The sequence below is a fragment of the Rhodoferax ferrireducens genome (assembly GCF_031458075.1).
Lineage (GTDB): Bacteria > Pseudomonadota > Gammaproteobacteria > Burkholderiales > Burkholderiaceae_C > Rhodoferax_B > Rhodoferax_B ferrireducens_A.
Genome location: NZ_JAVDXT010000002.1, coordinates 818,664 through 843,677, shown reverse-complemented (window position 1 = coordinate 843,677; position 25,014 = coordinate 818,664). Strand labels below are relative to the sequence as shown.

The following is a 25,014-nucleotide window of genomic DNA, read 5'->3' as shown; positions in this document are numbered from 1 at the left end:
TTCAACGCCACATCCACACCATGACCAATCCACTGCTCGATTTTTCCGATCTGCCGCTGTTTGACCAGATCCAGCCCGAACACGTCGGCCCCGCACTCGACCAGCTGCTGGCCCGTGCCAACACCGCGCTGGACACGGTGACCCAGCCGGACTTCCCCGCGCAGTGGACCGAGATCGCCAAGGCGCTGGATGTGAGCACCGAGCAGCTGGGCCGCGCCTGGGGCGCCGTCAGCCACCTGAACAGCGTGGCCGACACCCCGGCCCTGCGCGCCGCCTACAACGAGGCCCTGCCCCGTGTCACCGAGTTCTGGACCCGCCTGGGCGCCGACGAGCGCCTGTACGCCAAGTACAAGGCCGTGGACGCTACCAGCCTGAACCCCGAGCAGCAGCAGGCGCACCGCAACGCCATGCGCAACTTCGTGCTCAGCGGCGCCGACCTGGTGGGCGAGGCCAAGGAGCGCTTTGCCCGCATCCAGGAACGCCAGGCCGAGATCAGCCAGAAATTCAGCGAAAACGCGCTGGACGCGACCGACGCCTTTGCCTACTACGCAGCCGCTGACGAGCTCGACGGCGTACCCATCGACGTACAGCAGACCGCCCGCGCCGCCGCCCAGGCCGAAGGCAAAGACGGCTACAAGCTGACCTTGAAGATGCCCTGCTACCTGCCGGTGATGCAGTTCGCCACCAGCAGCCCGCTGCGCGAACGCCTGTACCGCGCCTACGTGACCCGCGCCTCCGACCAGGCCGAGGGCGATGCGGTCAAGTTCGACAACTCGGCCATCATCCGCGAAATCCTGGCGCTGCGCCGTGAAGAAGCCCAGCTGCTGGGCTACGCCAACTTCGGCGAAGTCTCGGTGGTGCCGAAGATGGCGAAGTCGCCGCTGGAAGTGACCCGCTTCCTGCGTGACCTGGGCGCCCGCGCCCGGCCCTACGCGCTGAAAGACGTGGCCGATCTGCGCACTTTTGCCGCCGAGCACCTGGGCCTGGCCGATCCCCAGCCCTGGGACTGGGCCTATGTGGGCGAAAAACTCAAGGAAGCCCGCTACGCCTTCAGCGAACAAGAGGTCAAACAGTACTTCACCGCGCCCAAGGTGCTGGCCGGCCTGTTCAAGATCATCGAAACCCTGTTCGAAGTGGCCATCCACAAAGACAGCGCGCCGGTCTGGCACCCCTCGGTCGAGTTCTACCGTATCACACGCGCCGGCCAGCTGGTCGGCCAGTTCTACCTGGACCAGCCGGCCCGCACCGGCAAACGCGGCGGCGCCTGGATGGACGATGTGCGCGCCCGCTGGCTGCGCCCCGACACCGGCCAGCTGCAAACCCCGGTGGCCCACCTGGTGTGCAACTTTGCCGATGGCGTGGACGGCCAGCCGCCACTGCTGACCCACGACGACGTGACCACCCTGTTCCACGAGTTCGGCCACGGCCTGCACCACATGCTGACCCAGGTGAACGAGCGCGATGTCTCGGGCATCAGCGGCGTCGAATGGGATGCTGTCGAGCTGCCCAGCCAGTTCATGGAAAACTTCTGCTGGGAATGGGATGTGCTCAAGCACATGACCTCCCATGTGGTGACCGGCGAGCCCTTGCCGCGGGCCTTGTTCGACAAGATGCTTGACGCCAAGAACTTTCAAAGCGGCCTGCAGACCCTGCGCCAGATCGAGTTCTCGCTATTCGACATGCTGCTGCATACCGAGCACGACCCGGCACAGGACTTCATGCCGCTATTGAACCAGGTACGCGCCGAGATCGCCGTGCTGCAGGCCCCGGCCTTCAGCCGCACCGCCCATACCTTCAGCCACATCTTTGCCGGCGGCTATGCAGCCGGCTACTACAGCTACAAATGGGCCGAGGTGCTGAGCGCCGACGCCTATGCGGCATTTGAAGAAACCGCGGGTAGCGACGGTTTGCCCAACATCGAAACCGGGCGAAAATACCGCCAGGCGATACTGGAAGCCGGTGGCAGCCGCCCGGCCATGGAATCGTTCAAAGCCTTCCGTGGCCGCGAGCCCACGCTGGACGCGCTATTGCGCCACCAGGGCATGGCCGAAATTTAAGAGGAACCAGACAATGCGCCCTACCCCGTTCACCACCACCCTGGCCTGCGCCGTACTGGCCTTGGCTGCCTGCAGCGCCCAGGCGCAAACGGTGTACCGCATCGTCGGACCGGACGGCAAGGTGTCGTTCTCGGACCAGCCGCCGCCGCCCAGCAGCAAAGCCAAGGTCACCACCGCCGGTGCGGGCGGCAGCAGCAGCGTCAACGCGGCGGCCCTGCCCTTCGAGCTGAAGGAAGTGGTGCAGCGCTACCCGGTCACGCTCTACACCAGCGCCAGCTGCGGCCCCTGCGCCAGCGCCCGCAACCTGCTGACCTCGCGCGGCGTGCCATTCACCGAGCGCACCGTCAACAGCAACGAAGATGCCGACGCCTTGAAGCGCATCAGCGGCGACACCAGCCTGCCGTTCGGCACCATCGGCGGCCAGCAGCTCAAAGGCTTCTCGGACGTGGAATGGACGCAGTACCTGGATGCCGCAGCCTACCCGAAGAATTCGGTGCTGCCCGCCACCTACCGGCCCGCCGCACCCACGCCGCTGGTCGCCAAAACTGCAGCGCCCGTCGCAGCCCCGGCACCCGCGCCGGTGCAGCAACCGCAGGCGCAGCCGGTGGACACCAGCCGCAACCCGGCCGGCATCCAGTTCTAAGAACGTGTTCAAGATCTTTTCGGGGTCGCGCAGGTATCTTTTCGGGATGCGCTGCTAGGCGCAAAACCCAAGCCAAGGCTGCAGCCTTGGCTGGTTTTGTAACGACGCAGAGCGCCCGAAAAGTTACCGGCCCTTCGGGTTGGGGTGAAATCGGGCGATTTGTCTGCCGTAGCCCTTGCATGGGCAGTGAGCCCATGCTGCGGTCTCCGACAACCAACTCATCCCGATTGCACCCCAACGTGGCCCCGAAAAGACCTTGAACACGTTCTAACCATTTAGAAAACGAGGGTCTTCACGCCCTCGGCCGTGCCCAGCAGGCAGACCTGGGCCTTCTGGTAGGCGAACACGCCTACCGTCACCACACCAGGCCACTGGTTCACTTGCGACTCGAAGGCCAGCGGATCGCTGATCTGCAGGCCGGTCACGTCCAGGATGATCTGGCCGTTGTCAGTGACCAGGGGCTGGCCGTCCTTCAGGCGGATGGTGGCGACACCGCCCAAGGCGGCGAACTGGCGCACCACGCGCTTGGCGGCCATCGGAATCACCTCGACCGGCAGCGGGAACTGGCCCAAGGTCTTGACCAGCTTGCTTTCGTCGGCAATACAGATGAACTGCAGCGACTGGGCGGCGACGATCTTCTCGCGCGTCAGCGCCGCGCCGCCACCCTTGACCATATGGCCTTGGTGGTCGATCTCGTCGGCGCCGTCGATATACACCGCCAACTCAACCACCTCGTTCGAGTCCAGCACCGGGATGCCCAGGGCCTTGAGCCGCGCCGTGCTGGCCTCGGAGCTGGACACCGCGCCCTTGACCTGGTCCTTGATGGTGGCCAGCGCGTCGATGAATTTGTTGACGGTGGAGCCCGTGCCCACGCCGACGATGCTGCCAGGCAGCACGTATTGCAGCGCGGCCTGGCCGACCAGGGTTTTGAGTTCGTCTTGGGTGAGTGCGGGGGAAGCTTGTGTCATCTGTGAAAATCCGGGGTAGTAACAATATGCAGAACTCCTGAATTATCCAATGTCCCTTCTCCCCTACGCCCTGGCCCGTCCGTTTTTGTTTGGCCTGGACCCCGAAGCCGCCCACGACCTGACCCTGAACGCCATCGCCCGCACCCAGGGCACGGCGCTGGAATGCATGTACCGCCAGCCCATGGTGAACGACCATGTGACCCTGGCCGGCCTGTATTTTCCGAACCGGGTCGGCCTGGCCGCAGGGCTGGACAAGAACGCGCGCTGCATCGACGGCCTGGGCGCCATGGGCTTTGGCTTTGTCGAGGTGGGCACCGTCACGCCGCTGGCCCAGCCGGGCAACCCCAAGCCGCGCATGTTCCGCCTGCCCGAGGCCCAGGCCTTGATCAACCGCCTGGGCTTCAACAACGGCGGGCTGGAGGCTTTTGTAGCCAATGTGCAGCGCGCCCGCTTCCGCAGCAAGGCCCAGGGCAAACCCATGCTGCTGGGCCTGAACATCGGCAAGAACGCCGCCACCCCGATAGAGCGCGCCACCGAAGACTACCTGCTGGCGCTGGACGGCGTATACCCGCATGCCGACTACGTGACCGTCAATATCTCCAGCCCGAACACCAAGAACCTGCGCGCGCTGCAAAGCGACGAGGCACTGGACGGACTGCTCAGCGCCATCTCGGCACGCCGCGCGGTACTGGCGCTGGAGCACCTGAAACGCACGCCGATCTTCGTGAAGATTGCCCCGGACCTGGACGAGGCCCAGGTGGCCGTGATCGCCGCCACCCTGCAGCGCCACGGCATGGACGGCGTGATCGCCACCAATACCACCTTGTCGCGCGACGCCGTTAAAGGCATGGCGCACGGCGAAGAAGCCGGCGGCCTCAGCGGTGCGCCGGTGCGCGAACTGAGCAACCGCGTGGTCCAACAGCTGCGCGCGGCCCTGGGCCGGGACTTCCCCATCATCGGCGTGGGCGGCATCCTGAGCGCCGCCGACGCGGTGGCCAAGATCGAAGCCGGTGCCGACGTGGTGCAGATCTATACCGGCCTGATCTACCAGGGACCGGCCCTGGTGCACCAGACGGCCCTGGCCATCAAGAATATGAAGAAATAGGCCTCTGGCGCATATTCCACCAGTGCTGGCAGCTACTATTTCAATAGCAAACCAAGACTCGCCTGGAACAAGGCCGAGTCCGCGTCCGCCAGAGTCAACACGATGTCGAAATGGTTGGTGCCCGGCGTATCCACCCAATCGCCGGGCAGGCAGCGGGCCTTCCAGGCGGCCAGGAAGTCACTGGACTGGCGCTTGAACTCGCTGCTCTCGTACTCGCCGCAGCAGACGAGGATGTGACAGCCCTGCCGCGCATCGCCCGGCGGAATGGCAAAGCGCGGGCTGTTGCGCATGGCGCAGGCCTCGTCCATCTGCATCCAGGTATTCGGCAGCAGCGCCGTCAGCGGCTGCAGATCGAACAGGCCGCTGAGCAGCACCGCGCCCTTCACCACATCCTGCGGCACACCATAGTCGGCATGCCAGTGGCCGGTGACCAGCATGCCCGCCAAATGCCCGCCGGCCGAGCTGCCCGACACATGGATGCGCTGCGGGTCGCCGCCAAACTCGGCGATATGGTGGAACACCCAGGCCGTGGCCTTGCGCACCTGGTCGACGATGTGGTCGATGGATACTGCGGGCATCAGGTCGTAGTCGAGCACCACCACGGTGACACCGGCCGCATGCAGCGCCGGCACCACGCAGGCCGAGTCTTCCTTGCTCAGGGCACGCCAGTAGCCGCCGTGGATGAAGACGAACACCGGGGCCCCACGCGGGTCTGGTACCTCGGCCGGGTAGATGTCGAGCAGCTCGGTACTGCCCTGGCCATAGCGCTGGTTGGCCACGCGCTGCGGCCAGGCCAGCACCGGCGCGCTCTGCTCACGGTACTGGGCCAGCGCCAGGCCCACATCCTGGACGGAGGCGCGGGCGTTGTACTGGCGGTCGTAATAGCTATGGATGGCGTTGGGGATAGATGTAGGTGTCATAAGGTCTCAGCTGGCTTGGGCCACAAAAGCATCGGCAAAAAAGGCGGTTGGCCGCATGCCGCACAGTGCGGCAAAGTCGCGCCGCGCCGCATCGACCATGGGCGGTGCGCCACAGGCGTAAACCTCGTGGGCAGACAGGTCGGGGTGGTCGTGCAGCACGGCCTGGTGCACCCAGCCGGTGCGGCCGGTCCAGCCGTCGGCAGCGGGTGCATCGGACAGCACCGGCACATAGTGGAACTGCCCGGGCAGCGCCTGCTGCCATTGCACGCACAGCTCATGCAGGTACAGATCCTGCCGGCTGCGCCCGCCCCAATACAGGCTGAGTGGACGCTGGCTGCCCTCGGCGATCAGCCGCTCCACCAGGGCCTTGATGGGCGCAAAGCCGGTGCCGCTGGCCAGCAGGATCGCCGGTGCCTCGCTCTCGCTGTGCATGCCGAAAGTGCCGAACGGCCCTTCGATGCGCAGCACATCGCGGGCCTTGAGCTGGCCAAACACCTGGTCGGTGAACAGCCCACCGGGCAAGTGGCGGATGTGCAGCTCCAGCAGGTCGGCGCCGGGGGGCGTAGCCAGCGAATAGCTGCGCCGCCGGTTGCCCGGCAGCAGCATGTCCACATACTGGCCGGCCGCATAGTGCAGGCGCTGCCCCGCAGGCGGCTGCAGCTGCAGGCGGATCACGTCGGAGGCCAGCCGCTCCAGGGCGGCCACGCGCACCGGCAGCTTGCGCACCTCGATGCCGGGAATGTGCGGAATCTCGGCGCACTCCAGCTGCAAGGCGCTGCGGGCACTGGTGCAGCACAGCAGGCGCAGGCCTTGGGCGGCGTCCTCGGCGCTCAGCGCCGACGCACCGGGGTTGAGCAGCTGCGTCTCACCAATCAGCACCCGGGCTTGGCAGGCGCCGCAGCTGCCGGTCTTGCACTGGTGCGGCAGCAGCACGCCGGCGCGGGCGGCTGCGTCCAGCACGCTCTCGCCCTCTTGCGCGCTGAAGCTGGTTCCGCTGGGGAACAAGGTGATGGCGTGGGCGCGCAGCGCGGCTGCGACCGGCCGGTCTTCGGCAATATCTAGCATGGGAGAAACCTTTAAACGGTGAGGTAGCGGGACCAGAGACTGCGGTCGGCGTTCAGGGCGTCGGAATCGCCCTGCCACACGACCCGGCCGCGTTCCAGGATGACATGGCGGTTCGCCAAACCGACCAGGCGGTGCACGTATTTGTCCACCACCAGAATGGTTTGCCCGGCGGCCTTCAAGGTGGCCAGGCAACGCCAGATTTCTTCGCGTATCACCGGGGCCAGGCCTTCGGTGGCCTCGTCCAGAATCAGTAGCCGCGGATTGGTGGACAAAGCACGGCCTATGGCCAGCATCTGCTGCTCGCCGCCCGACAACTGGTTGCCCAGGTTGTTCTCGCGCTCCTTCAGCCGTGGAAACACCGCGTAGATGCGTGCCAGGTCCCAGGTATCGCGCAGGCCGTTGCGGTTGTCGGCAAAAGCCAGCAGATGCTCGCGCACCGTCAGGTTCGGGAACACGTGGCGGCCCTCGGGCACGATGGCCAGGCCGAGACGGGCAATCGCATCCGGGCGCATGCCGCGCAAAGATTGACCTTCAAAATAAACCTCGCCGCCCGTCGGCGCGAGAGCACCCACTATGGTTTTGATAGTAGTGCTCTTGCCCATGCCGTTGCGACCGAGCAGCGACACCACCTCACCCGGCTGGATATTCAGTTCGATGCCAAACAGCACCTGGCTGGCGCCGTAGCCGGCCTCGATGCTGCGGCAACGCAGTAAAGGTTCAGGGGTGCTCATACGGTTTCCGTTCCCAGGTAGACCGCCTGGACTTCGGGGTTGTTGCGGATCTGGTCGGGCGTGCCGACGGTCAAAACCTTGCCATAGACCAGCACCGAGATGCGGTCGGCCAGGCGGAACACCGCTTCCATGTCGTGCTCGATCAGCAGCACCGCCATGTCTTGGCGCAGCGCCTCGATCAAGGTGACCATCTGCGCCGATTCATCCGGGCCCATGCCCGCCATGGGTTCGTCCAGCAACAGCAGCTTCGGCGCGGCCGCCAGGGCCAGTGCCACATCCAGGGTGCGCTGCGCGCCGTGCGGCAAAGCCCCGGCCGTGCGGTCCAGGCTGTGCTGCAGGCCCACGCGTTCGGCCAGTTGCTCGGCAGCCGCATACAGGCTGCGCACCTGGCTGCGCGGCTGCAGAAAGCGGAAGCTGCTGCCCGTATGCGCCTGCACCGCCAGCAGCAGGTTATCGCGCACCGACTGCTGGGGGAAGATGCGCGTCACCTGGAAGCAGCGCGACAAACCGGCCGCCACGCGCCGGTGCATGGACAGCGGCGTCAGGTCCAGGCCGTCCAGCAGCACCCGGCCCGCATCGGGCTGCAGCAGGCCGGATATCTGGTTCACTAGCGTGGTTTTACCGGCGCCGTTCGGGCCGATCAATGCATGGATTTCGCCCGGCGCCACCTCCAGGCTTACATGGTCGGTGGCCAGCAAGCCGCCAAAGCGCTTGACCAGGCCTTCTACGCGAAACAAGCTCATACCGCCCTCCCCGAGCGCCATTCCAGCAAGGCAGCCAAGCCCTTGGGGGCGTACAGCGCCGTGGCGATGAGCAGCACGCCCAGCGGCAGGTGCCAGTAGTCGGTGTTCAGCTTCAGCGCTTCTTCCAGCGCCAGCCAGACCACCGCGCCCACCGGCCCGCCCCAGCGCCGGCCCAGGCCGCCGATGACCACCATCACTATCAAGGTGGCCGACTGGGTCCAGTGCATCATCGACGGGCTGACGAAGCTGTTGCCGGTCGCCAGCAGCGCGCCGGCCAGGCCGGCCATGGCCCCGGCCAGCATGAAGGCCACCAGCTGCAGCAAATACACCGGGTAGCCGAGTGCGCGCATGCGGGTTTCGTTGTCGCGGATGCCGATGAGCGCCGTGCCAAAGCGCGAGCCGGTGGCGCGGTCCAGCCACCACAGCGCCAGCGCCACCAGGGCCAGCACCACCCAGTACAGGGTGGGCTCGTGCATGACGTCCAGGCCCAGCCCCAGGCCGGGGCGCATGGGCAGGCTGTAGCCGTCGTCGCCACCGTAGCTGCGCAGCGAGACAAACACAAAGTACAGCATCTGGGCAAACGCCAAGGTAATCATGATGAAGTACACGCCCTTGGTGCGCAGCGACACCGCGCCCACCAGCGCCGCCGCCAGGGCCGCAAACAGCATGGCCGCGCCCCAGACCAGCCAGGCCGAGGCCACGCCGGCATCGGTCAGCACCACCACCGTGTAGGCGCCCACGCCAACAAAGCCTGCATGGCCCAGCGCGACCATGCCACCAAAGCCCATGATGAAGTTCAGGCTGGCCGCCGCCAGGGCGAACACCAGCATGCGGCGCACAAAGCCGACGTAAAAATCCAGCCCCAGCGGCGCCGCCACCAAGGGGAACAAGGCCAGGGTCAGCAGCACCGCAGCGGGTAGCAGCACGCGCGACCAGGAAGAAGAGTTGTCAGTCATATGTAAATTCAAGCGCGCGCAGAAAACAGCCCGGCAGGCCGAAAGCTCAGCACCGCGGCCATCAGGGCGTACATCGCCACTTCAGAGAACAAAGGACCGAGGTCGGCCGCCAGGGACGGCGGCAAGGTAGCGCGCAGCAGCAGCGGCAAGAAAGCCCGCCCTATGGTGTCCACCAGGCCGACCAGCAGGCTGGCCACGAAGGCGCCGCGTACCGAGCCAATACCGCCAATCACGATCACCACCAACGCCGGGATCAGGATGGATTCACCCATGCCGACCTGCACCGCCATGATCGGCCCCATCAGCGCACCGGCCAGCGCCGCCAGGCCGGCACCCAGGGCAAACACGCCGCTGAACACCTTCTTGACCCGCACGCCCATCAGCTCGGCCATCCAGCGGTCGGAAGCCCCGGCGCGCACCAGCATGCCCATGCGGCTGTGGTTCACCAGCAGGTACAGCAGCAAGGCCACTGCCACTCCGGCGCCCAGCACCACCAGGCGGTACGCGGGATACGGCAGCACCCCGAACAAGTCCACCGGGCCGGACAAGGCTGCCGGCGTGGGCGCCATCACCGGCGATGGGCCCCAGGCCATCTTGACCAGATCGTCGGCCACCAGGATCACCCCGAAGGTGGCCAGCACCTGGGCCAGATGGTCACGGCCATAGAGCCGGCGCATCAAAGTCAGCTCCAGCAGCAGGGCCACCAGCACGGTGGCGGCTATCGCCACAAACACCGCACCAAAGAAAGAGCCGCTGTGCACATGGACCTGGGCCGCCACATAGGCGCCCAGCATGAACAGCGAGCCGTGGGCCAGGTTCATCACGTCCATGATGCCGAACACCAGCGTCAACCCGGCGGCGATCAAAAAGAGCATGAGCCCGTAGCCCGCGCCGTTGAGCAACTGCTCGATAACCAGAATGGGATTCATCGTGGGGAACCTGGGGCAGCAAGATTTACTTCAGCGGGCACTGGGCGGCATAGCTGTCGCCATAGTTCTCCAGCAGGGTCTTGATGGTCTTGTTGGTGACGCGGCCCTCAGCGTTCTTGCCGATGGTGCGCAGGTAGAAGTTCTCTACGGGATAGTGGTTGTTGGCGTAGCGGAAGTTGCCGCGCACCGAGGCAAACTGGGCCTTGGCCAAGGCCTTGGACAGGGCTTCGCGGTCGGCCACATTGCCGCCCACGGCCTTGACGGCCGCGTCCATGGCAGCGATCACGTCAAAGGCCTGGGCCGCGTACAGCGACGGCAGGCGGCCGCCGTATTCCTTGCGGAAGGCTGCCACGAAAGCCTTGTTGGCGGCGTTGTCCAGGTCGTACGCCCAGTGCGAGGTATTGAACAGGCCCAGCATCGGGTCGCCCACGGCGGTGATCACGTCTTCATCGGCCGAGAAGCCGCTGGTCACCAGGGTGATGTCCTTGGACAAGCCGGCGCCAACAAACTGCTTGATGAAGTTGATGCCCATGGCTCCGGGCAGGAAGAAGTACAGCGCCTGCGGTTTGGCGGCGCGCAGCTGGGCCAGTTCGGTGGCGTAGTCGATCTGGCCGAGCTTGGTGTACATCTCCTCGGCCACCACGCCCTTGAACTTGCGCTTGAAGCCGGTCAGCGCGTCCTTGCCCGCCGGGTAGTTAGGCGCAATCAGCACCATGCGGCCAAACTTCTGGTCGTCGGCGAACTTGCCGGCAGCCTCGTGGAACTGGTCGTTTTGGTAGGCGGTACCGAAGAAGAAGGCATTGCACTGGGCGCCGGCAAACTGGCTGGGACCGGCGTTGTTCGACAGATACGGCACCCTGGCCGAGAACAGGGTCGGGGCCACAGCCAGGGCCACATTGGAGGCGATGGGACCGGTGAACAGGTCGATTTTTTCCCGCTGCACAAAGCGGTCTACCAGCTGCTTGGCCTGGTCGGGGCTACCGGCCATGTCGGTCTGGATGAATTCCACCGGCTGGCCGCCCAGCTTGCCACCCAGCTGCTTGATGGCCAGGGCAAAGCCATCGCGGGCTTCGGCGCCCGGGCCGGCAAAGGGCCCGGAAATATCCAGCGCAATGCCGACCTTGACGGGCGCGGCCCAGGCAGGTGCCAGCATACAGGCCGAGGCCAGCAGGCTCAGGCTCGCCTGGCGCAGGTGGGAGGTTTTCAAAGCGATACGCGTCATCATCAATCCTTGGTCAAATGGGGTAAATGCAAACAGCTAGCCAGGGGAGAGGTTACATGTCTTTACACCGACACTTCCACCCGCCCCGCCACGACGCGCACCGGGAAGGTCCGCACCGCTTCGGTGACCGGCGCCTTGCAGGGCGCGCCGGTCTGGATGTCGAAGCTTCCCTGATGCAAGGGGCATTCCACACAGCCGTCTTCGACGTAGCCATCGGAGAGTCTGGCGGCCCCGTGGGTGCACAGGTCGTACAGCGCGAACAGGGCTTCGCCCTGGCGGAACACCGCGACCGGCAGGCCGTCGGCCAGCACCGGCCAAACAGCACCGTCGGGAAAATCATCGGGCTCGCCCACGTCATGCCAGGCTGCCACGGCCGTATCTTGGTTGGCTTGCATATCTCTGCCTCTCAGATCGGGGTGGCCAACAAGGTGGGCACGCGCAAGGTGTCGTAGACCACGCGCTTGCTGCGGTAGCGCCAGGCGCCGTCCTCCTGCACCACCTCGTCCAGGTACTTGCCCGCCTGGTAGACGCTGGATTCGCCGGCCTGGCTGGTGATGACCACGATGTAGCTGGACTCGGTGCTGACCACGCCATCGGCCACCGAGGTGATCACCAGGCCCGAGGTGGCGTGGCGGTACACATGGTCTTCATAGATGTTGGCATTGCGCAGCGACAGCACGCGGTCGCGCAGCATGCCGGCGTTGCGGCAGTAGATGATGGGCACAGGGAAACCGGCGTCGAAGTTCTCCTTGGGGATGATTTCGTAGCGGCAGTCTTCGACGAAGAAACCCGGCCATTCCTCCAGGCGGTTGTTGTCCAGCACGTTGACGTAGCGGTGCTGCAGTTCGAGCAGCTCGGTCCAGAGCTGGATGCGTTCTTGAGGTTTCATCATGGTGGCATGTTCTTTCAATAGCCCATCAGCTTCTGGTAACCGACCCAGAAGCGGCGGATCAGGTTTTCGGTGATCACCGTGTCCATCTGCTCGGGCGCTTCGCGGGCCATGGCGATGTAGGAATGCTTGTCGCCGTCGCGCACCGTGCCGCGCTGCACCAGCTCGGTGGCCTCGGTGTCTTCCATCGAGATATAGCCGGCCGGCCCGACCAGATTGGCCTGCAGCATGCGCAGCTCGCGCATCTCGGGCGTGTCGTCGGCATAGCCGAAGAAATGGAACACCAGCTCGAAGTTACCCGGTCCCTTGGGCAGCAACTGGCGCGCCACCAGCGTGTTGTGGATCTGCTGCACCACCAGCTGCGGAAAGATCGGCTGGATGTGGTTGGTGGTCATCTCGTCGAACTCCTGGATCTGGCCCAGCAGCGCCGGATCTTCCAACGCAAAGCCCTCGTCCATCGAGCGGATGTTCTGCGCGCTGTAGGCGGCCGCGGTATCGGTATCCACCTCGGGCTTGGTCACGGTGATGATGCTGTGCAAGCCGTGGCTGGCATCGGGAATCGAGCGCGCCTTCATGCCCACGCGGAAGATGTTGAAGGTGGTGTGGAACAGGTGCAGCAGGCTGGCGTGGTACGGGTCCTTGACGTTCTCGAAGTACAGCTTCCAGTTGGACTTGGAGTACTGGCGCGTGCAGCCCAGGTAGACGATGGGTTTGTGGAAGATGCGGTCGATCCAGGGCCGCATCTCGGCGCCCAGGTAGTCGGGCAGCGGCGGCGTGTCGTCGCGGAAGGTGGCGAACAGCAAGCCCTTGTAGCTGTCGACGCGCAGCTTGTGCAGGTTGTGCTCCTGCGGCCTGAAGTCTTTCGGCATGCCGACCATGCCCTTCTGGCCGCGGCGGAACGGCACACCCTGCAGGTCGCCATTGGCGGCAAAGCTCCACTGGTGGTAGACGCAGGTATGGCTGGCCGCATTGCCGCGCTTTTCGCGGCAGACCATAGCGCCGCGGTGGGCGCAGCGGTTCACCCAGCAGGCCAGACCTTCGGCCGTGCGGGTCACCACCACCGGCGTGTCGCCGATGAAGGTGGACTTGAAATCGCCCACATTCGGAATCTCGGCCTCCAGGCCCAGAAAGCTCCACACCGGGCCGCGGAAAATACGCTCCTGCTCGCGGTCGTAAACCTCTTGCGAGCTGAACACCTGGTAGGGCACTTCGGCACCGTCCGGCTGGGGGAACAGCACGGGCCGCTGGCTGGCTTTGTCGGGTCGGGGATGGAAGGCGATCGGGGCTTCTAAAGTCGCATCAGACATGGGGCGGGACCTCGGGTGTGGTGGTGTCCCCATGCTAGAAGTGGCCCCTGCCCGGGGCTATCCTCAAATGGCAGAGATGCGGCGGGCCTTATCCGTTTCTGGCAAAACATGGGTTTGCACGGTATGCCGCGGCAGTTCGCCAAAGCGCTGGCTGTAGTACTGGGAGAAGCGGCCCAGGTGGCCAAAACCGTATTCGAACGCGATCTCGGTCACCGACGCGCCGGGCTGGGCCATCAGCCGGGTGTGCGCCGCGTCCAGCCGCATATTGCGCAGCAACAGCATGGGCGACTGCGCATGGTGGCGTTGGCACAGCATGTTCAGCGTGCGCACGCTGACACCCGCGGCCCGGGCCAGATCTTCCAGCGCAATCGGGGCGCACAGGCGGCTGCGCATAAAGGCTTCTAGCTTGTCCAGGCGCTGCAGATCGCTGCCCACAGCGGTGTCCGCGACAGCGTCTTGCGGCGCCGGCCCGGCATCGGGGCGGGACGACAGGAACAAGGCTACGTTGCGCTCCAAATGGTCAACCCACACACCGTGGGCCGGATTGTCGGAGGGCAGGTTCGTCACATGCAGCAGCGACTGCATCAGAAACTGCCATTGCAGGCCCTGCATGTCGGTCAGCTGCTGCACCGACGGGCCCAGCGGAGCCTCGGGCCCCGCGCCGGCCAGCAGCTGGCGCGGCACCTTCAGGATGAACTGGCGGGCGCCCTGCTGCCAGCGCATATGCAGATTGCGCCGCGGCGCCAGAATGGCCGCGGCGCCGGGCCGCAGGTGTACGCGGCGGCCGTCCGAATCAATGTCGGCCGTGCCGGCCAACGACAGATGGACCAGCAAAAAATCGTCAAACGGCCGCGGCCGGATCTCGACTTCCGCACCATATTGCAGCATGAAGACCTGCAGTTGGCGCACCGTGGTCTTGAACAAGGCAGTGTCCACATTGCCGCGGCACCACTGCAAACCATGGTCGGAAAACTCGCCCGCCACCTGGTGGTGGGTGTCGACCCGCGCGTTCGAGCGGAACACGCAGCGCTTCACCAGAGGCGACAAGTCCATGGAAACACCGGCAGCTTGCATCGTGGGGGGTGACCTTTGTTCTGAAACGGCGACGGGCTGTGAAGCTGTCGCCCGGGGTTTCAGAGCAAGTTCTGTACCGATGGCCCGGCGCCCAAAACAAAGCGCCACCGCAGGCAGGCTGCGGTGGCGCTCGAAAATACTATCAAATAAATAGCTGCTAGCGCTGGTGGAATATGCGCCAGAGCCTGTTTTTATCTAAATTTCCAGGGCTATGCGGTATTGCCCATCTTGGCGGTCTTTTGGTCCAGCAGCACCTCGGGTTCGTTGGCCTCGACCCAGGACTCGTTGTTCAGCGCCGCGTTCAGGCGTTCGGTGTCCAAATCGCCGGTCCATTTGGCGACCACCAGGGTCGCCACGCCGTTGCCGATCAAGTTGGTCAGCGCGCGGGCTTCGGACATGAAGCGGTCGATACCCAGGATCAGCGCCAGCCCGGCCACCGGCACATGGCCGACCGCCGACAGAGTGGCGGCCAGCACGATGAAGCCGCTGCCGGTCACGCCGGCCGCGCCCTTGGAGGTCAGCAGCAACACCAGCAGCAGCGTGATCTGGTGCGAGATGTCCAGTGGCGTATTGGTCGCCTGGGCGATGAACACCGCGGCCATGGTCAGGTAGATCGAGGTGCCGTCCAGGTTGAACGAGTAACCCGTGGGGATCACCAGGCCGACCACCGACTTCTTGGCGCCCAGGTTTTCCATCTTCTCCATCATGCGCGGCAGCACCGATTCGCTGGACGAGGTGCCGAGCACGATCAGCAGCTCTTCCTTGATGTACTTGATGAACTTGAGGATGCTGAAGCCATGCAGCCGCGAGACGATGCCCAAAATCACCAGCACGAAGATCAGGCAGGTCAGGTAGAAGGTGCCCATCAGCTTGCCCAGCGAGAACAGCGAGCTGATGCCGTATTTGCCGATGGTGAAGGCCATGGCGCCAAAAGCACCGATGGGTGCCACCTTCATGATCACGCCAACGATGTCGAACATCACGTGCGAGAACTTCTCGATGAAGTCGAACACCAGGGTGCCGCGGCCGCCGAACTTGTGCAGCGCAAAGCCGAACAACACGGCAAACAGCAGCACCTGCAGAATCTCGCCCTTGGCAAATGCGTCCACCACCGAAGAAGGAATCACGTTCAGCAAAAAGTCGGTCGTGCTGGCCATCTTGCCGGGGCCGGTGTAGGCGGCGATGCCCTTGGTGTCGAGGGTGGAGGCGTCGACATTCATGTTCGCGCCCGGCTGGACCAGGTTCACCATCACCAGGCCGACGATCAGTGCCAGCGTGCTCATGATTTCAAAGTACAGCAGCGCCAGGCCGCCGGTCTTGCCGACCTTCTTCATGTCTTCCATGCCGGCGATACCCACCACCACGGTACAGAAGATGATGGGAGCAATCAGCATCTTGATCAGCTTGATGAAGCCGTCGCCCAAGGGCTTCATCTCGGCACCCAGCTCGGGGCGAAAATGCCCCAGCGCAATACCGAGGGCGACCGCCACCAGCACCTGCAGGTAAAGAGATTTGTAAAAGGGTTTTTTGGGAGTGGATGCGTCTGCTCGCATGGCTGGCCTTTCAGAGAGAGAGAAGGACTTACGCAGCCCCCGGAAGGCAGGCCTACAGCACTGCGCCCGAGGGCTGCGTAAGTCGCGGAGACAAAAAAACCGCGTTGCCCAAAGGCTTGCACGCGGTAGACACCACTGTAGTCTTGCGGCGGCGGAGTACAAGTGTGGGAAATACAGTAAGACGACCAAGGGTTTACCCTGAATCCTTCCCCCACGCGACCGCAAATCGTCATGTTTTAGGCAGACAATGGGCCTATGGAAAACACCGACAAACTCAACGACCGTAACGTCGCCCTGGCCTGGGCTGATTTGCAAGCCCACTCCGCCAATGGCCAAACCCTGGATGCCGACGCCTACCGCCTGGCCTTCGCCGACCCCGAGTTTTTGCTGCGCCGCGAAACCCGCGGCATCCGCTTCCAGCTGGAGCTGCTGAAACCCGATCTGGCCCAGCATGCGCAAGGCATAGAGAACACCGTGGTGGTGTTCGGCAGCGCCCGTTTCCCGGCACCGGAGAACGCCCAGCTGGAGCTGGATGCCGCCCGGGCCAGTGGCGATGCCATCGCCCTGAAAGTGGCCGAGCGCCGCATGCGCAATGCCCATTTCTACGACCAGTCACGCCTGTTTGCCCGTCTGGTGGCCAACTACAGCGCCGACCGCCCCGTAGCCGACCGCCTCTACATCTGCACCGGCGGCGGCCCCGGCATCATGGAAGCCGCCAACCGCGGCGCGCATGAAATGGGCGCACTGAACGTAGGCCTGAGCATTGCCCTGCCCCACGAGCAAAGCGGCAACCGCTATGTCTCGCCCAGCCTGAACTTCAAGTTCCACTACTTTGCGCTGCGCAAGATGCATTTCATGATGCGCGCCAAAGCCCTGGTGGCCTTCCCCGGCGGCTTCGGCACGCTGGACGAATTGTTTGAAGTGGTGACCCTGGTACAGACCGGCAAGACCAAGGCCGTGCCCATCATCCTGTACGGCTCGAACTACTGGAAGAACCTGCTCAACCTCGATATGCTGATCGAAGAAGGTGCCATTTCGCCCGAAGACCTCAAGTTGTTCACCTATGTGGACACACCCGAGGAAGCATGGAACGCCATCAAGTCGTTCTACCAGCTTTAACTTCGTCAAACGCGGCGGTCTTGAGCAGCCAGGCGGCGCGCGAACCACCGCCCACCAGCGCCCCCACCACCCAGAACAGGCCAGCCACGCCCACCGCGGCGCTGGCCACGCCGAACAGCAAGGGCATCACCACGCTGGACGCGTTGATGCTCATCAGCCGCAGGCCCAGCGCCTCGCCGTGCCGGTGCTCAGGGGTGATCTGGTGCAAGGTGCTCATGATCATCGGCTGTACCGAACCCAGCGCTAGGCCCAGGAAGATCGAGCACACGCCCATGGCCGCGGCACTCTGCAGCAGCGGGTACAGGCCAAACAGCAGTGCCGTGGCCCACATGGCGCCGGTGATCACCGCCCATTCGCGCAGGCGCTCGGCCACCAACGGCATGGCCATGCGCACCACCGCGGCGGCAATCGCAAAAGCGCCCAGGATGGAGCCTATGGTGGATGCGCTCAGGCCGCGTTCATGGCCCAGGATGGGCACCACAAAGGTATGCACATCCCAGCAGGACGACAGAAACCAGTTGACCAGCAGCAGCCGGCGCAACACCGGGTCGGCCAGCAGGTCCCAGACCCGGGGCTTGGCAGCGCCCGCCACCGGGTGGATGGGCGGCAGCTCCTGCACATGGCGAACCAGCAGCCAGGTCGCAATCGGCAGCACCGCCATCAAGGCAAAGGCCGCGCGAAAGCCCGAGGTATCGCCCGCGGTATTGCCCCATATGGCGCCCGCATAGTCGATCATCAGCCCGGCGGTAAACGGGCCTATGAAGTTGGACAGCGCCGGCCCCAGCGCCAGCCAGCTGAAGATCTGCTTGAGCTGGGTCGAGCCCTCGGCCGCGCGGCCCACATGGCGCTGCAGCGCGATCACCGCCACCCCGGTGGCGCCGCCGGTCAGCAGCGCGCTCAGGCACAGCACCGGATACACCGGAAAGGCCGCCGCCAGCGCAGCCCCCACCACGGCCATCACCACACTGCCGGTGACCGGCTTGCGCAGGCCATGGCGGTCCGCATAGCGGCCGGCGGGCAAGGCCAGGAACACCTGGGTCAGGGCAAACAAGGCCAGCAAAAAACCCACGGCCAGCCCGCTGAAACCGGCCCGCAGCGCCAGCAGCGGTGCCGCCAGGCGGATGCCGGTCATGCAGGCGTGCAGGCAAATCTGCGCAGCAATCAGGCGCGCCAGAGCAGGGTTCATGCCTCGTCGCTCTCCGCGGTGAGCGGCAGCAAGGCCTGGGCCTCGGCATCGGGCAGCGCCTCGACCACCTTCAGCGCGCGGCGCATCTGGCGGGTGCGGGTGTCGGCCTTGTCCAGGGTGTCGGAGGCTTTTTGCACCTGTTCGCGGATGCGCGCCACCCATTCGCCGTAGCGCTCGAACTCGGTCTTCACCGCGCCCAGCACCTTCCAGACTTCCGATGCCTGCTGCTCCAGCGCCAGGGTGCGAAAGCCCATGTGCAAACTGTTCAGCATGGCCAGCAAGGTGGTCGGGCCGGCCAGGGTCACGCGGTAGTCGCGCTGCAGGCTGTCCATCAGGCCGGGGCGGCGCAGCACCTCGGCGTACAGACTCTCGATGGGCAGAAACAGGATGGCGAAGTCGGTGGTGTGTGGCGGCGCCAGGTAGCTTTCGGCAATCGATTTGGCCTCGGCCCGGATGCGCGCCTCCAAGGCCTTGGCCGAGGCTTCGGCGGCTACGGCATCGGCGCGTTCGTGCGCGTCCAGCAGGCGCTCGTAGTCGTCGCGCGGGAACTTGGCGTCTATCGGCAGCCAGACCGGCGCGCCATCGGCACTGCGGCCCGGGAAGCGCACCGCAAAGTCGACGCGCTGGCCGCTGCGCGGCTTGGTCTCGATCTGCTTGCCGTATTGCTCGGTGGTCAGCACCTGCTCGAGCAGGTTTTCCAGCTGCACCTCGCCGAACATGCCGCGGGTTTTGACATTCGTCAGCACCCGCTGCAGATCGCCCACGCCCTGGGCCAGCGACTGCATTTCGCCCAGGCCTTTGTGCACCTGCTCCAGCCGGTCGGCCACCTGCTTGAAGCTCTCGCCCAGGCGCGCCTCCAAGGTGTTCTGCAGCTTCTCGTCCACCGTCTGGCGCATCTCGTCGAGCTTGGCGGCATTGCTTTGCTGCAGCTGCAGCAGCTGGGCTTCCAGCGTGGCACGCACCTCGCCCATGCGCCGGGCATTGGATTCGCCCAGGGCTTGCAGCTGGGTGCTGAGGGTGTCGCTGAGCGAGCGCTGCAGCACAGCCAGCTGCTGGGCCAGTGCATCGATCTGGGTGTTCTGGGTGCGCGTGGCCTCGGCGCTTTGCTGCACCAGGGCGCGCTGGAAGGTGGCCAAGGTGCCACCCAGCTCCTGCCGGTCGGCCCGCGAAGATTCGCGCAGTTCACGCTCCAGCCGCTCCATGGCGGCGTTGTCGGCAGCCGGTGGCTTGCGCAGCAGCAAGGCCAGCAGCAACGCCAGGTTCAACAGCGCCAGCGCCAGCAGCCCCCAATCGGTCAAACGCATGGGTGCTACTTATTTGCTAGCTACCTGCGCAGCATTAATGGGCGTCAGAGCCTTGTTTTTTATCAAAAATCCGACCAGGTTGTCGGCCGCCAGCCGGGCCATGGCGGTGCGCGTGGCCACGGTGGCGCTGGCGATGTGCGGGGTCAGCACCACGTTCGGCACGGTCAGCAGGTCGGGGTGCACCTTGGGCTCGCCCTCGAACACGTCGAGCCCGGCAGCGGCAATCCGGCCTTCGCGCAAGGCCGCGGCCAGGGCCGCATCGTCGACGATGCCGCCGCGGGCGATGTTGACCAGCGTGGCCGTGGGTTGCATCAGCGCCAGCTCGGCCGCACCAATCGTATGGTGCGAGGCGGCCGAATACGGCACCACCAGCACCACGTGGTCGGCGGTCTTCAGCAGCTCTTCCTTGGAGACAAACCGGGCCTTGCATTCGGCCTCGGTGGCGGCGTCCAGCTGCGAGCGGTTGTGGTAGACCACGTTCATGCCAAAGCCGAACGCACCACGCTTGGCGATACCCTGGCCGATGCGGCCCATGCCGATGATGCCCAGGGTGCTGCCATGCACCTCGGCGCCGGCGAACATGTCGTAGCTCCACTTCTTCCACAACCCGGCGCGCAGGAAATGCTCGCTCTCGCAGACCCGGCGGGCCGTGGCCATCAGCAGCGCAAAGCCGAAGTCGGCGGTGGTTTCGGTCAGCACATCGGGCGCATTGGTGGCCAGCACGCCGGCGGCGCTCATCGCGTCCACATCGAAGTTGTTGTAGCCGACCGCCATGTTGGCGCAGATGCGCAAGCCCGGGCAGGCGGCCAGCAGCTCGGCGTCGATGCGCTCGCTGCCGGTGGTGAAGGCGCCGACCTTGCCCTGCAGGCGGGCGATCAGCTCGGCCTTGGTCCAGGACGCGTCGTCCTGGTTGGACTCGACTTCAAAGTGCTGTTCGAGGTAGGCGATGGTGGCCGGGAAGATTTTGCGGGCAACGAGGATCTGGGGTTTGGTCATGTAGGGGTCTCGATTTCAAAAACCTGGCGCAGGTAGGCAACGTATTTTTCGTCTTCGCACATATTCTTGCCCGGCGAGTCGGACAGCTTGGCCACCGGCTGGCCGTTGCAGCGGATCATCTTGATAACGATTTGCAGCGGCACATGCGTGGGCGGATCACCCATGTCGTTGGTCAGATTCGTGCCTATGCCGAAGGCCAGCAGGCAGCGGCCACGGAACTGCTGGTACAGCTGGATGGTGCGCGGCACGGTCAGGCCGTCGCTGAAAATCAGGGTCTTGGTCAGCGGATCCACGCGGTTGTTCTTGTAGTGGGCCAGCAGGCGCTCGCCCCAGTCGAACGGGTCGCCGCTGTCGTGCCGCGCGCCGTCAAACAGCTTGCAGAAATACATGTCGAAGTCGCGCAGGAAGGCATCCATGCCGTACACGTCGCTGAGAGCAATACCCAGGTCACCGCGGTACTCCTTGGCCCACATCTCGAAGCCGAACACCTGGCTGTCGCGCAGCCGCGGCCCCAGCGCCTGGCAGGCCTGCAGGTACTCGTGGGCCATGGTGCCCAGCGGGGTCAGTCCTAATTTCATAGCAAACAGCACATTGCTGGTGCCCGCAAACTGCCCTTTTGCGCCTACACCCAGGCGCGCGACCAGCACCCGCAGCACTTCTTCGTGCCAGGCCTTGCTGAAACGCCGGCGGGTGCCGTAGTCGGCAATCTTGAGTTCGGCCAGGCCCTCGCCGCGCAGCTGCTGGATCTTGGCGTCGAGCCGGCGGCGCCCTTCGATGAAGTCGGGTACCGGCTGGGTGTTGCGGAAGTAGACCTCGTTGATGATGGCCAGCACCGGGATTTCGAACGCAATGGTGTGCAGCCACGGGCCCTGGATGGAGATGTCGATTTCGCCGGTCGGCAAGGGGGTGACGGTGATGTACTTCTCGTTCAGCCGAAACAGGCCCAGAAAGTCCACGAAATCGCTTTTGATGAAGCGCATGGAGCGCAGGTAGCCCAGCTCGGCATCGCTGAAGCGCAGGCTGCACAGCGAGCGGATTTCATCCCGGATCTCGGCCACAAACGGCGCCAGGTTCACGCCCGGATTCCGGCATTTGAAGCGGTACTGCACCTGGGCGGCCGGAAACTGGTGCAGTACGACCTGCATCATCGTGAACTTGTAGAGATCGGTGTCGAGCAGGCTGGTGATGATCATAAGAAGCGTGGCGGTAAGCCCAAACGACGCAAGAACAGAGAAGAGCCACAAAGTGTAGGGGATTCGGCGGCGCTTCCACGGTTCTGCATCGACGCCCTTGGCGCCTGCACGGTCTATTTCCGGCAGATATTGCCGGCAGTGGCCGGCGGCGTCAGCCGCTGAAGCCCAGCGCCGGCGCCCCGGCATGGGCGCCCTCGCCTTCGCGCAGCTTGAACACCGCCACCACCTGCACCAAGGCATCCGACTGCATGCGCAGGCTGTTGGCGGCAGCGGCCATCTGCTCCACCAGGGCGGCGTTTTGCTGGGTGGCCTGGTCCATCTGGTTGACGGCCTCGCCGACCTGGGCCACGCCGAGAGACTGCTCATTGCTGGCCGCACTGATCTCGCCCATGATGCCGGTGACCCGGCGGATGGCGTCCACCACCTCGGCCATGGTGGCCCCCGCCTGGTCGACCTGGGCCGTGCCCTGGGCCACGCGCTCCACGCTGGTGTGGATCAGGTGCTTGATTTCCTTGGCCGCATCGGCGGAACGGCCGGCCAGGCTGCGCACCTCGCTGGCCACCACCGCAAAGCCACGGCCCTGCTCGCCCGCGCGGGCGGCTTCGACCGCCGCGTTCAAGGCCAGGATATTGGTTTGGAAGGCGATGCCGTCGATCACGCTGATGATGTCGGCAATCTTCTTGCTGCTGTCGTTGATGCCCTTCATGGTCTCGACCACCTGGCCTACCGCTTCGCCGCCCCGGACCGCGACCCGGGACGCACTCATGGCCAGCTCGTTCGCCTGGCGCGAACTGTCGGCGTTCTGCCGCACGTTCGAGCTCAGCTCTTCCATCGAGGCCGCGGTCTGCTCCAGCGCGCTGGCCTGGCTTTCGGTACGAGCGCTGAGGTCGTCATTGCCCTGGGCGATTTCGGCGCTGGCCGTAGCCACCGTGTCCGAGCCCGAGCGTACGTTCGCCACCACCCGCACCAGGCTGGACTGCATCTCGCGCAGGCTGGTCAGCAGCTGGCCGACTTCGTCCGCGCGCTGGTCGTCAATCTGGGCCGTCAGGTCGCCGGCCGCCACCCGGCGCGCGATCCCCACGGCATCGCCCAAGGGCCGGACGATGCCGCGCGAGATATGCCAGGCTGCTGCAGCGGCCAGCAAAAAGGTGAGCACAAAGGCCGCACCCGCCGCACCCACCAGGGTGCGGTGCTGTGCATCGCTGCTGGACAGTGCGGCTGCCAGATTGGCGTCCTGTATCGCCACCAGGTGGCTGATGGCTTCCAGCCATTGGTCCTGCAGCGGACCCAGCTTGGTCACCAAAATGGTGGCCGCGGTATCGGGCCGGAAGTTGGAGGCGTACTCCTCGGCCTTCTGCAAAGGCTCGATGGTTTCCTGCTCCAGCTTGACGGCCCGCGCCAGATCCGCCTGCTCTTCGGTAGTCGGCGCCAGCTGGGAAAATCGGGCCAGGTTTTTCTTGTACAGCTCTTGCCAGCCGCGCAAGGCCTGCACTTCCTTTTTCATCTCGTCCACGTCGGAGCGCAAACCGATGTTGCGGGCTTGCAAGCCCTGGCGAAACACCGCGTCGCGCATGGCGCCCGCGATCTCGCGGCGTTCTTTGGCGCGGCTAAGCGCCTCGTCAAAGCTGGCGCGGCTCCGCGCATCCACCACAAAAGTGACCGCCAGCACCAAGGCGGGCAAGGCCAATGCCAGGCCTACCGCGAGGTAGAGGCGGTGCGATATCTTGAAAACCATGCTGTTCCTTCGGAGTTGCAAGCGCCTGGTGGAACAAACCGATTCCACCAGGCGAGAGCCAAAAAAAGCGAGTTGCACACCATTTGTGTAACGCGATGCAACTATCTGTCCAAAGAGCGACAACCGACCCTAGGGTTTTCGATAACTAAAACAAATTGATTTAGTAACTATAGTTCGCTGCCACCCAGAAATAGCTTTCGCATTTCTACGGCACCTGCCCTCACCGAACCCTTGTTCATTCCTCTTTCGGAGACAACATGAAGAAATCCACCGCTTCCCTGGTTTTGACCGCCATCGCTTTTGCTGCCAGCAGCGTCTACGCTGCAGAGCCCGTCATTGGCCTGATCACCAAGACCGAGACCAACCCCTTCTTCGTCAAGATGAAAGAGGGCGCACAGGCCGAAGCCAAGAAGCTGGGTGCCAAGCTGATCAGCGCCGCCGGCAAGGCCGACGGCGACAACGCTGGCCAGGTCACCGCCATCGAAAACATGATTGCCGCCGGTGCCAAGACCATCCTGATCACCCCCAATGACTCCAAGGCCATCCTGCCCAGCATCAAGAAGGCCCAGGCCCAAGGCGTGATGTTCATTGCCCTGGACAGCCCAACCGACCCGATCGAAGGCACGGACGCACTGTTCGCCACCGACAACTACAAGGCCGGTGTGCTGATTGGCCAATACGCCAAGACCGCCATGGCCGGCAAGCCCGCCAAGATCGCCACGCTGGACCTGTTCCCCGGCCACCCCGTGGGCGCACAGCGCCACAACGGCTTCATGTCGGGCTTTGGCCTGGCAGCAGCCGATGCCAAGAGCAATGAACTGTCCAAGACGGCTGAAATCGTCTGTATGGCCGACAGCTTTGGCGACCAGGCCAAGGGCCAGACCGCCATGGAAAACTGCTTGCAAAAGAACCCCGACATCAACCTGGTCTACACCATCAACGAACCCGCTGCCGCCGGTGCCTTCCAGGCGTTGAAGGCTGCTGGCAAGGAAAAAGGCGTGATGATCGTCTCGGTGGACGGCGGCTGCGCCGGCGTGAAGAACGTCAAGGCCGGCATGATTGCCGCCACCTCGCAGCAGTACCCGCTGAAGATGGCCAGCATGGGCGTGTCCGCAGGCGTGGCATTCGCCAAGGACGGCAAAAAAGTGACCGGCTACACCGATACCGGCGTGACCCTGATCACCGACCACCCCCAGAAGGGCGTGGACAGCAAAGACACCAAGGTCGGTATGGACCTGTGCTGGGGTAACAAGTAAACACCCCCAAGGCTGCGCCTCCCCCTTGCAGGGGGCGATACCAGTGGCCTGGCTGAGCCAGTT

23 protein-coding genes are annotated in these 25,014 nt (G+C 64.7%); 5 read left to right on the top strand and 18 right to left on the bottom strand.

Annotation, left to right across the window (positions count from 1 at the left end; translation table 11 throughout):
- Nucleotides 1-20 precede the first annotated feature (20 nt).
- The gene (locus J2X19_RS12940) at nt 21-2,057 is read left to right on the top strand and encodes a M3 family metallopeptidase (protein ID WP_310373646.1); all 2,037 of its coding nucleotides are present in this window, start codon (nt 21-23) and stop codon (nt 2,055-2,057) included.
- Nucleotides 2,058-2,070: 13 nt separating this feature from the next.
- Entirely contained in the window at nt 2,071-2,700 is a 630-nt protein-coding gene (locus J2X19_RS12935) for a glutaredoxin family protein (protein ID WP_310373645.1), read from the top strand.
- A gap of 275 nt (nt 2,701-2,975) precedes the next feature.
- On the opposite strand, the gene rpiA is transcribed toward J2X19_RS12935, so the two are convergent.
- Nucleotides 2,976-3,668, bottom strand: coding sequence for a ribose-5-phosphate isomerase RpiA (rpiA, locus tag J2X19_RS12930; protein WP_310373643.1), 693 nt, complete (start codon nt 3,666-3,668; stop codon nt 2,976-2,978).
- Between the two features lie 49 nt (nt 3,669-3,717).
- On the opposite strand from rpiA, the gene J2X19_RS12925 reads away from it, so the two are divergent.
- Nucleotides 3,718-4,773, top strand: coding sequence for a quinone-dependent dihydroorotate dehydrogenase (locus J2X19_RS12925; RefSeq protein WP_310373641.1), 1,056 nt, complete (start codon nt 3,718-3,720; stop codon nt 4,771-4,773).
- Nucleotides 4,774-4,808: 35 nt separating this feature from the next.
- On the opposite strand, the gene J2X19_RS12920 is transcribed toward J2X19_RS12925, so the two are convergent.
- The 12 genes from J2X19_RS12920 to J2X19_RS12865 form a co-directional block, all read right to left on the bottom strand.
- Complete coding sequence (locus J2X19_RS12920; RefSeq protein ID WP_310373639.1) at nt 4,809-5,693, bottom strand: alpha/beta hydrolase; 885 nt, start codon at nt 5,691-5,693, stop codon at nt 4,809-4,811.
- A gap of 6 nt (nt 5,694-5,699) precedes the next feature.
- Nucleotides 5,700-6,758 (bottom strand): CDP-6-deoxy-delta-3,4-glucoseen reductase, encoded by a 1,059-nt coding sequence (locus J2X19_RS12915; RefSeq protein ID WP_116606212.1) that lies wholly within the window; start codon nt 6,756-6,758, stop codon nt 5,700-5,702.
- A gap of 11 nt (nt 6,759-6,769) precedes the next feature.
- On the bottom strand, nt 6,770-7,489 hold the full coding sequence (locus J2X19_RS12910; RefSeq protein ID WP_116606211.1) for an ABC transporter ATP-binding protein: 720 nt from the start codon (nt 7,487-7,489) through the stop codon (nt 6,770-6,772).
- Nucleotides 7,486-8,232, bottom strand: a complete 747-nt coding sequence (locus J2X19_RS12905; protein WP_310373635.1) for an ABC transporter ATP-binding protein — start codon at nt 8,230-8,232, stop codon at nt 7,486-7,488. The genes J2X19_RS12910 and J2X19_RS12905 overlap by 4 nt, the downstream gene beginning before the upstream one ends.
- Nucleotides 8,229-9,188, bottom strand: a complete 960-nt coding sequence (locus tag J2X19_RS12900) for a branched-chain amino acid ABC transporter permease (protein ID WP_310373633.1) — start codon at nt 9,186-9,188, stop codon at nt 8,229-8,231. The genes J2X19_RS12905 and J2X19_RS12900 overlap by 4 nt, the downstream gene beginning before the upstream one ends.
- A gap of 8 nt (nt 9,189-9,196) precedes the next feature.
- Complete coding sequence (locus J2X19_RS12895) at nt 9,197-10,117, bottom strand: branched-chain amino acid ABC transporter permease (protein ID WP_310373631.1); 921 nt, start codon at nt 10,115-10,117, stop codon at nt 9,197-9,199.
- A gap of 25 nt (nt 10,118-10,142) precedes the next feature.
- Nucleotides 10,143-11,339, bottom strand: coding sequence for an ABC transporter substrate-binding protein (locus J2X19_RS12890; RefSeq protein WP_310373630.1), 1,197 nt, complete (start codon nt 11,337-11,339; stop codon nt 10,143-10,145).
- Between the two features lie 62 nt (nt 11,340-11,401).
- Nucleotides 11,402-11,734, bottom strand: coding sequence for an anthranilate 1,2-dioxygenase ferredoxin subunit AndAb (andAb, locus tag J2X19_RS12885; RefSeq protein WP_310373628.1), 333 nt, complete (start codon nt 11,732-11,734; stop codon nt 11,402-11,404).
- A gap of 11 nt (nt 11,735-11,745) precedes the next feature.
- Nucleotides 11,746-12,231, bottom strand: a complete 486-nt coding sequence (andAd, locus tag J2X19_RS12880; RefSeq protein ID WP_310373626.1) for an anthranilate 1,2-dioxygenase small subunit AndAd — start codon at nt 12,229-12,231, stop codon at nt 11,746-11,748.
- A gap of 14 nt (nt 12,232-12,245) precedes the next feature.
- The gene (gene andAc, locus J2X19_RS12875) at nt 12,246-13,535 is read right to left on the bottom strand and encodes an anthranilate 1,2-dioxygenase large subunit AndAc (RefSeq protein WP_310373624.1); all 1,290 of its coding nucleotides are present in this window, start codon (nt 13,533-13,535) and stop codon (nt 12,246-12,248) included.
- A gap of 63 nt (nt 13,536-13,598) precedes the next feature.
- Nucleotides 13,599-14,588 (bottom strand): AraC family transcriptional regulator, encoded by a 990-nt coding sequence (locus J2X19_RS12870; protein ID WP_310373622.1) that lies wholly within the window; start codon nt 14,586-14,588, stop codon nt 13,599-13,601.
- Between the two features lie 230 nt (nt 14,589-14,818).
- A complete protein-coding gene (locus tag J2X19_RS12865; protein WP_092755673.1) occupies nt 14,819-16,162 on the bottom strand; it encodes a dicarboxylate/amino acid:cation symporter in 1,344 nt (447 codons plus the stop codon).
- A gap of 255 nt (nt 16,163-16,417) precedes the next feature.
- Between J2X19_RS12865 and J2X19_RS12860 the strand changes: the two genes are divergently transcribed.
- On the top strand, nt 16,418-17,281 hold the full coding sequence (locus J2X19_RS12860; protein WP_116606205.1) for an LOG family protein: 864 nt from the start codon (nt 16,418-16,420) through the stop codon (nt 17,279-17,281).
- On the opposite strand, the gene J2X19_RS12855 is transcribed toward J2X19_RS12860, so the two are convergent.
- The 5 genes from J2X19_RS12855 to J2X19_RS12835 all read right to left on the bottom strand — a co-directional run bounded on the left by J2X19_RS12855 (nt 17,259) and on the right by J2X19_RS12835 (nt 23,695).
- Nucleotides 17,259-18,467 (bottom strand): MFS transporter, encoded by a 1,209-nt coding sequence (locus tag J2X19_RS12855; protein ID WP_310373619.1) that lies wholly within the window; start codon nt 18,465-18,467, stop codon nt 17,259-17,261. The genes J2X19_RS12860 and J2X19_RS12855 overlap by 23 nt on opposite strands.
- On the bottom strand, nt 18,464-19,771 hold the full coding sequence (locus J2X19_RS12850) for a DNA recombination protein RmuC (protein ID WP_310373617.1): 1,308 nt from the start codon (nt 19,769-19,771) through the stop codon (nt 18,464-18,466). The genes J2X19_RS12855 and J2X19_RS12850 overlap by 4 nt, the downstream gene beginning before the upstream one ends.
- Before the next feature lie 9 nt (nt 19,772-19,780).
- Nucleotides 19,781-20,767, bottom strand: a complete 987-nt coding sequence (locus J2X19_RS12845) for a 2-hydroxyacid dehydrogenase (RefSeq protein ID WP_310373615.1) — start codon at nt 20,765-20,767, stop codon at nt 19,781-19,783.
- The gene (gene pncB, locus J2X19_RS12840; RefSeq protein WP_310373613.1) at nt 20,764-21,960 is read right to left on the bottom strand and encodes a nicotinate phosphoribosyltransferase; all 1,197 of its coding nucleotides are present in this window, start codon (nt 21,958-21,960) and stop codon (nt 20,764-20,766) included. Before pncB ends, J2X19_RS12845 begins: the two co-directional genes overlap by 4 nt.
- Before the next feature lie 151 nt (nt 21,961-22,111).
- Nucleotides 22,112-23,695: a methyl-accepting chemotaxis protein gene (locus J2X19_RS12835; RefSeq protein WP_116606200.1), complete on the bottom strand. Its 1,584-nt coding sequence runs from the start codon at nt 23,693-23,695 to the stop codon at nt 22,112-22,114.
- A 257-nt stretch (nt 23,696-23,952) separates the two neighbouring features.
- Between J2X19_RS12835 and J2X19_RS12830 the strand changes: the two genes are divergently transcribed.
- Nucleotides 23,953-24,951 (top strand): sugar ABC transporter substrate-binding protein, encoded by a 999-nt coding sequence (locus tag J2X19_RS12830; protein WP_116606199.1) that lies wholly within the window; start codon nt 23,953-23,955, stop codon nt 24,949-24,951.
- Nucleotides 24,952-25,014: the final 63 nt, after the last annotated feature.

Bases quoted from the DNA above. Each gene is read 5' to 3' on its own strand.
- J2X19_RS12940 (WP_310373646.1), top strand. From the start codon at position 21: ATGACCAATCCACTGCTCGATTTTTCCGATCTGCCGCTGTTTGACCAG.
- J2X19_RS12935 (WP_310373645.1), top strand. From the start codon at position 2,071: ATGCGCCCTACCCCGTTCACCACCACCCTGGCCTGCGCCGTACTGGCC.
- rpiA (WP_310373643.1), bottom strand. From the start codon at position 3,668: ATGACACAAGCTTCCCCCGCACTCACCCAAGACGAACTCAAAACCCTG.
- J2X19_RS12925 (WP_310373641.1), top strand. From the start codon at position 3,718: ATGTCCCTTCTCCCCTACGCCCTGGCCCGTCCGTTTTTGTTTGGCCTG.
- J2X19_RS12920 (WP_310373639.1), bottom strand. From the start codon at position 5,693: ATGACACCTACATCTATCCCCAACGCCATCCATAGCTATTACGACCGC.
- J2X19_RS12915 (WP_116606212.1), bottom strand. From the start codon at position 6,758: ATGCTAGATATTGCCGAAGACCGGCCGGTCGCAGCCGCGCTGCGCGCC.
- J2X19_RS12910 (WP_116606211.1), bottom strand. From the start codon at position 7,489: ATGAGCACCCCTGAACCTTTACTGCGTTGCCGCAGCATCGAGGCCGGC.
- J2X19_RS12905 (WP_310373635.1), bottom strand. From the start codon at position 8,232: ATGAGCTTGTTTCGCGTAGAAGGCCTGGTCAAGCGCTTTGGCGGCTTG.
- J2X19_RS12900 (WP_310373633.1), bottom strand. From the start codon at position 9,188: ATGACTGACAACTCTTCTTCCTGGTCGCGCGTGCTGCTACCCGCTGCG.
- J2X19_RS12895 (WP_310373631.1), bottom strand. From the start codon at position 10,117: ATGAATCCCATTCTGGTTATCGAGCAGTTGCTCAACGGCGCGGGCTAC.
- J2X19_RS12890 (WP_310373630.1), bottom strand. From the start codon at position 11,339: ATGACGCGTATCGCTTTGAAAACCTCCCACCTGCGCCAGGCGAGCCTG.
- andAb (WP_310373628.1), bottom strand. From the start codon at position 11,734: ATGCAAGCCAACCAAGATACGGCCGTGGCAGCCTGGCATGACGTGGGC.
- andAd (WP_310373626.1), bottom strand. From the start codon at position 12,231: ATGATGAAACCTCAAGAACGCATCCAGCTCTGGACCGAGCTGCTCGAA.
- andAc (WP_310373624.1), bottom strand. From the start codon at position 13,535: ATGTCTGATGCGACTTTAGAAGCCCCGATCGCCTTCCATCCCCGACCC.
- J2X19_RS12870 (WP_310373622.1), bottom strand. From the start codon at position 14,588: ATGGACTTGTCGCCTCTGGTGAAGCGCTGCGTGTTCCGCTCGAACGCG.
- J2X19_RS12865 (WP_092755673.1), bottom strand. From the start codon at position 16,162: ATGCGAGCAGACGCATCCACTCCCAAAAAACCCTTTTACAAATCTCTT.
- J2X19_RS12860 (WP_116606205.1), top strand. From the start codon at position 16,418: ATGGAAAACACCGACAAACTCAACGACCGTAACGTCGCCCTGGCCTGG.
- J2X19_RS12855 (WP_310373619.1), bottom strand. From the start codon at position 18,467: ATGAACCCTGCTCTGGCGCGCCTGATTGCTGCGCAGATTTGCCTGCAC.
- J2X19_RS12850 (WP_310373617.1), bottom strand. From the start codon at position 19,771: ATGCGTTTGACCGATTGGGGGCTGCTGGCGCTGGCGCTGTTGAACCTG.
- J2X19_RS12845 (WP_310373615.1), bottom strand. From the start codon at position 20,767: ATGACCAAACCCCAGATCCTCGTTGCCCGCAAAATCTTCCCGGCCACC.
- pncB (WP_310373613.1), bottom strand. From the start codon at position 21,960: ATGATCATCACCAGCCTGCTCGACACCGATCTCTACAAGTTCACGATG.
- J2X19_RS12835 (WP_116606200.1), bottom strand. From the start codon at position 23,695: ATGGTTTTCAAGATATCGCACCGCCTCTACCTCGCGGTAGGCCTGGCA.
- J2X19_RS12830 (WP_116606199.1), top strand. From the start codon at position 23,953: ATGAAGAAATCCACCGCTTCCCTGGTTTTGACCGCCATCGCTTTTGCT.